This window comes from Amycolatopsis sp. NPDC051071, assembly GCF_040682875.1.
GTDB lineage: Bacteria > Actinomycetota > Actinomycetes > Mycobacteriales > Pseudonocardiaceae > Amycolatopsis.
The window spans coordinates 1-5,027 of the sequence record NZ_JBFBBY010000289.1 but is presented as its reverse complement, the minus strand read 5'-3'; the positions used below and the strand labels follow the sequence as shown (position 1 = coordinate 5,027).

At 69.5% G+C, this 5,027-nt stretch carries 6 protein-coding genes; 1 reads left to right on the top strand and 5 read right to left on the bottom strand.

Annotation, left to right across the window (positions count from 1 at the left end; translation table 11 throughout):
• Positions 1-63 precede the first annotated feature (63 nt).
• Positions 64-1,194 carry a folate-binding protein gene (locus tag AB0M65_RS40160; protein ID WP_364040684.1) on the bottom strand — a complete coding sequence of 377 codons (1,131 nt, stop codon included), beginning with the start codon at positions 1,192-1,194 and terminating at the stop codon, positions 64-66.
• A 30-nt stretch (positions 1,195-1,224) separates the two neighbouring features.
• On the opposite strand from AB0M65_RS40160, the gene AB0M65_RS40155 reads away from it, so the two are divergent.
• Positions 1,225-2,079 (top strand): aminodeoxychorismate lyase, encoded by an 855-nt coding sequence (locus AB0M65_RS40155; RefSeq protein ID WP_364040681.1) that lies wholly within the window; start codon positions 1,225-1,227, stop codon positions 2,077-2,079.
• A 97-nt stretch (positions 2,080-2,176) separates the two neighbouring features.
• Here the strand turns inward: AB0M65_RS40155 and AB0M65_RS40150 are convergent, their stop codons facing one another.
• From AB0M65_RS40150 to AB0M65_RS40135, 4 genes are read right to left on the bottom strand one after another with little or no spacing between them, the layout of a single operon-like run.
• Positions 2,177-2,629, bottom strand: a complete 453-nt coding sequence (locus AB0M65_RS40150; RefSeq protein WP_364040678.1) for a hypothetical protein — start codon at positions 2,627-2,629, stop codon at positions 2,177-2,179.
• On the bottom strand, positions 2,617-3,492 hold the full coding sequence (locus tag AB0M65_RS40145; protein WP_364040675.1) for a biotin-dependent carboxyltransferase family protein: 876 nt from the start codon (positions 3,490-3,492) through the stop codon (positions 2,617-2,619). The genes AB0M65_RS40150 and AB0M65_RS40145 overlap by 13 nt, the downstream gene beginning before the upstream one ends.
• Complete coding sequence (gene pxpB, locus AB0M65_RS40140) at positions 3,489-4,100, bottom strand: 5-oxoprolinase subunit PxpB (protein WP_364040672.1); 612 nt, start codon at positions 4,098-4,100, stop codon at positions 3,489-3,491. Before pxpB ends, AB0M65_RS40145 begins: the two co-directional genes overlap by 4 nt.
• Before the next feature lie 9 nt (positions 4,101-4,109).
• A complete protein-coding gene (locus AB0M65_RS40135; RefSeq protein WP_364040669.1) occupies positions 4,110-4,736 on the bottom strand; it encodes an FABP family protein in 627 nt (208 codons plus the stop codon).
• Positions 4,737-5,027 lie beyond the last annotated feature (291 nt).

Sequence of the window (5,027 nt, the reverse complement as noted above, 5' to 3'; positions counted from 1 at the left end):
TGGGTCGTTAGAACGACCCAAATCACTCACGACAACCCCAGCCCCTACGCGGGACCGAGGAAGTCAGCCCCGCAACCGCTGAGCGGCTTCCCGGCCGGGAGCGGGGGCCTCGCCGGGCACGGAGTCCGGATCGATCGCCGCCTGCACGACGCGGTCTTCGGCGCCCACCAGCAGTTCGGCACCGGGGAGTGTGGAGCGTTTGACCAGCGCCAGCGCGATCGGTCCCAGCTCGTGGTGCTGCACGACGCTGCCAACGCGCCCGACCGTCCGCTCGCCAAGCACCACCGGGTCGCCGGTCTCCGGCGTGATCTCCGGCGAACCGTCCAGGTGCAGCAGCGCCATGTACCGCGGCGGCCGCCCGACGTTGTGGACCTTCGAGACGGTTTCCTGCCCGCGGTAGCAGCCCTTCGCCACGTGCGCGGCGGAGTCGACCCAGTTCACCTCGTGCGGGATCGTGCGCTCGTCGGTGTCGATGCCCAGCCGCGGCCGCAGTGACTCGACCCGCAGCGCGTCGAACGCCCAGCTGCCAGCCGGCCGCGCACCGGCGTCGGTGAGGCGGCGCCACCAGTCGGCGAGTTCGGCGCGGGGCACGGCGAGGTCGGCGCTGTTCCGCCCGGGCCACGGCATCCGCCGCGCGAAACCGCCGCCGGGAATCGGCACGACGGAGTACGCGTCCGGGCTCAGCGAGACACCGACGGCGGCCAGCACGCGGTCCGCGTCGGGGCCGAGGACGGTCAGCAGCGCCAGTTCGCCGGACACCTCGCGGATGTCCACTTTGGACCAGAATTTCATCGCTTCGAGGTAATCGCGCAGGGTCTGCTTGCCGCCGGACGGCAGCGCGCTGGTGGCCTCCGCGCCTCGGTCGCTGTCCAGCCACACCGTGCCGTCGGCGTGCGCGACGACCATATGGGTGTCAACGCGGCCATGGCTGTCCAGGACGAGCGCCTCGGTGCCGGTGCCTTCGGCGAGCCCGGTGACATGCTGCGAGATCACCAAATGCAGCCAGGACAACCGTTCTTCCCCGGTCACGGCCAGGATCTCGCGATGCGAACGGTCGATCACGACCGCGCCGCGTGTCGCCGTCCGCTGCTCGGCGAACGGGTCACCCCAATGCCACGGGACACCCTCTTCAGGATGCCCGTCTGGTGCCGCGATCGGTCCGGGAAGGTCGAGCAAGGGGGAGCGGTAGGGCATAAAACCCATGCTAGTGAGTACCGTGTCCGTATGCGCGTGCTTGCCTTCCTCGACGGGACCCTGGCCGACCCCGAAGCCGCTCACCTGCGGGTGGACGATCTTGGACTGCTTCGCGGCGACGGCGTGTTCGAGACGATCCTCGTCGTCGACGGCCGACCTCGGGAGCTTCGCCCGCACCTCGACAGGCTGGCCCGGTCCGCCGCCATGCTCGACCTTCCCGAGCCGGACCTCGCGGCATGGGAACGCGCCGCGCAGACTGTGATCGACAACTGGTCGGGCACCGCCGAGATCGCCCTGAAACTGGTTTACACCAGGGGAATCGACGGTGATCCGGAGGCGAAGCCGTTCGGGTTCGCACTCGGGGTGGAGATCGACGAGAAGGTGCTCCGCGCCCGTGTCGAAGGCGTCGCGGCGGTCACCCTCGAACGCGGGATCGAGCCGGAAGTCGCCGAGCGCGCGCCGTGGCTGCTGCTGGGCGCGAAGTCCATCTCGTACGGGGTCAACATGGCCGCGTTGCGCGAGGCCGCCCGCCGCGGAGCGAGTGATGTGATTTTCACCGCCGCCAACGGTTCGGTCTTCGAAGGACCGACCTCGACGGTGGTCCTCGCGAAGGACAAGACGCTCTACACGCCGCCGGCCACCATCGGCATCCTGCCGGGGACGACGCAGGCGGCGCTGTTCCGCGGCGCCGAGCGCGCGGGGTGGTCGATCAAGGTCGAGCCGCTCCAGGTGGCCGACCTCGGCACGGGCGAGGGACTGTTCCTGGCCTCTTCGGTCCGGAAGCTGACCCGGGTCCACACACTCGACGGCGTCGCGCTGGCCGATTCCAGTGCGATCCACGCCGAGCTGGTCGCCGCCTACGAGCGCGAGTACGCGATCAGCTGAGCGTCGCCACGGCGAAGCGTTCGATGCGGGAGACCGCCAGGCCACTCGGCCAGCTCCTCGATCCGGGTCTGGGGATCGCGGAACCGTGGCTCGCCCATCAGGGGAGCGCGCTGATGATCAGCAGGTGCGGCAGGATCGCTTCCTCGCGGTAGGCCGCGATCTTGTGGTGCCCGTCGAGGATCACCGTCGCTTCACCGGTTTCCAGTACCACGGCCACCGGCCGGTGCCCGCTCTTGATCGCGGTCCGGTAGTAGCCGACCCGGGAGACGTCCGCGGGCGGCCAGTCGGCGCGCGGGGTCAGGAAGCGGTCTTCCGCCAGTCTTTCCGGGCCGGTGACCTGGTATTCGCCGTCGGTGAAGAGATCGAGAAGCGGGCGGAGCGTGTCGCCGAGCGGACGTCTCATCTGCCCGGTGGCCAGCGCGATCCGCAACGACTGCGGGAGTTCGAGTCGGGCCGGGAGCTGGTTCGAAGCGTTCTTGCCCGCCGAGAACCCATTAGCACTGTTCGTGTCGATGACACCTGTGCCACCGTCGACCTTTACCTGTTCCACACCCTCGTGGACGAGTGGAAGCGGAGAAGGGTTCCGGGACGGGCCTGTGCGAGGGCCGGGAGTGACGCCTGTCTCACCACGGCCGCCACCGGATAACCACCGGTAGTTGGATGATCCGCCAAGAACACGACCGGCTTCCCGTTCGGCGGGACCTGCACGGCACCGGTCAGCAGGCCTTCGCTCGGGAGTTCCTTCCCGGCGTACTCGCCTTCACGCGTCAAAGGCGTTCCGTCGAGCCGGAGGCCGACACGGTTGGACTCCGCCGTCACCGTCCAGGTCTTCGCGAGCCCGGCTTCCAGCGCCGTGAACCAGTGCGCTCGCGGGCCCGGCTCGACGGGCACGACCAACTCCGTCGCGGCCACGGCAGGCACCACGACGTCGGCACCTCGAGCCAGGCCGGACGGCGTGCCGAGCGGGAGGACGTCGCCCGCGCGCAGGGGTGCGGGCCCGATCTCCGAGAGGACGTCCCGCGACCGGCTGCCGAGTTCGGCGCCGACCGCGATCCCGCCGGAAACCGCCAGGTAGCACCGCAAACCCCTGGACGGCGCGCCGATCGCCACCAGCTGACCCGGAGCCAGCCACACCGGCGCGTGCGAGCCGACAGCGCGCCCGTCGACTTCGACGGCGACGGCAGGGCCGGTCACGGCGACGGTGCACGACGCCTTCGCACGCAGCCGCAGGCCGCCGAACAGGCACTCGATCCCCGCAGCGGCTTCTTCGTTGCCGACGAGCCGGTTGGCCAGTTTCAGCGCCGGGACGTCGAGTGCGCCCGACGGCGGGACACCGAGATGCGCGTATCCAGGCCTGCCGAGGTCCTGGACCAGCGCGAGCGGACCGGTCTCGACCACTTCGAGTTCCCTCATCCGGCACTCCAGAACCGCACCCGGTCGCCGGGCGCCAACACTGCGGGAGGGTCGGCGCGTGGGTCGAACAGGACGGTCCGGGTGTGGCCGATCAGCCGCCAGCCGCCGGGTGAGACACGCGGGTAGACGCCGGTGAACTCGCCGGCGAGCCCGACCGAGCCGGGCGGGACGCGAGTCCGGGGTGTCACGAGGCGTGGCTGCCGTAGCGGCTCGGGAAGCCCTGTCAGGTAACCGAAACCGGGTGCGAAACCGGTGAAGGCCACGGTGTAGACGGCTTCGGTGTGCAGCCGGACAACGTCATCGAGGGACACTCCAGCGTCCCTCGCGACGAGTTCGAGGTCTTCACCGTCGTACGTGACGTCCAGGGTGATCTCGCGGGGTTCGCCGTCGGGCGGGTGTTCGAGATCGGCGCCGGAGAGCAGTTCGCGGACGGCCGCGAGTGCGCCAGAGCCCGGGATTTCCACCACGAGCAGGCTGCGGGCGCCGGGAACGAGTTCGCTGATCCCAGCCGGTCGCGCGGAGGAAACCGTGGCGTGCGCCGAGATCGTCTGGGTCAGGGAAGCACAGTCGAGCAGGGCGGCGTGCTCGCCGTAGGCACGCCACCGCACGGGGAACGGTCAGCCCACCACGCGACGCAGCAGCGCCGACGTGTGCGGCTGCAGTTCCTGGCCCATCATGGCGCGTTCCTCGACGTAGCCGAGTTCGCCGTTGTTGACGATGCCGTAGAGCCGCTGCGAGGCCGTGACGTCCTTGGCCGAGGAGGAGCGGACGACCGCGTCGGTGCCCAGCTCCCACGCCGGGACCGAAGCCTTGCCACGAGGCTTGCCGTAGAAGAGTTCCACGATGCCGGTGTTGTGGGTCAGCAGCAGTTCGATCGTGTCGTCGGCCTGCGGGCGCCAGAAGCCGGATTCGCGGGCCGCGGGCCGGATGACGTTGCCGTCTTCGTCGAGCAGCCAGGCACGGGCCTCGTGCGTGAGGAAGGGACGGCCGTCGTGCGCGATGGTCAGCTGCATGCCAAACCGGTACGGGCCCTCGATGGTCGGGTAGTCGACCTCGCCTTCGCCGCGCCACACGCCGACGAGCGGCAGCAGCGCCAGGCAGGCGTCATTGAGGTTCGGGCCTTCGCGCAGGTTCGCCGTGTCGCCCGGTACAGGCAGGTCGTCGAACTGCGGGAGGTTGCGCACACCCGTGTCTTCCGCGCGCTTCTCCGCGGCCTGGATGGCCTCGTCGCCACTAGCCGTCATGGGGTCAGCGCTCGTCGGCGTAAAGCCGGTAGACGACGTACACGGCGAACCACGTGATCGCGACTCCGGCGAGCACCAGCAGTGTCGTAAACAGGATCTCCACGCCACGCAGGATAGTCCCTGGCTTGAAGCACGGCCTCGCGAAGGTGTGGTGGCAGTGACCAGAAGTACATGAAGGCCCCCTTCCTGTACCTAGGCGCAGGGCCCCGGCAAAGTCGGTTGCCTGGATGAGGGCAGGCACGGTCTCTGGTTGATCATGTGAGTGTCTAAGTCCCATGATCGTGTGAGAGA

Coding starts and splice junctions, on each gene's coding strand:
- AB0M65_RS40160 (WP_364040684.1), bottom strand. CDS start 1,194: ATGCCCTACCGCTCCCCCTTGCTCGACCTTCCCGGACCGATCGCGGCA.
- AB0M65_RS40155 (WP_364040681.1), top strand. CDS start 1,225: ATGCGCGTGCTTGCCTTCCTCGACGGGACCCTGGCCGACCCCGAAGCC.
- AB0M65_RS40145 (WP_364040675.1), bottom strand. CDS start 3,492: ATGAGGGAACTCGAAGTGGTCGAGACCGGTCCGCTCGCGCTGGTCCAG.
- AB0M65_RS40135 (WP_364040669.1), bottom strand. CDS start 4,736: ATGACGGCTAGTGGCGACGAGGCCATCCAGGCCGCGGAGAAGCGCGCG.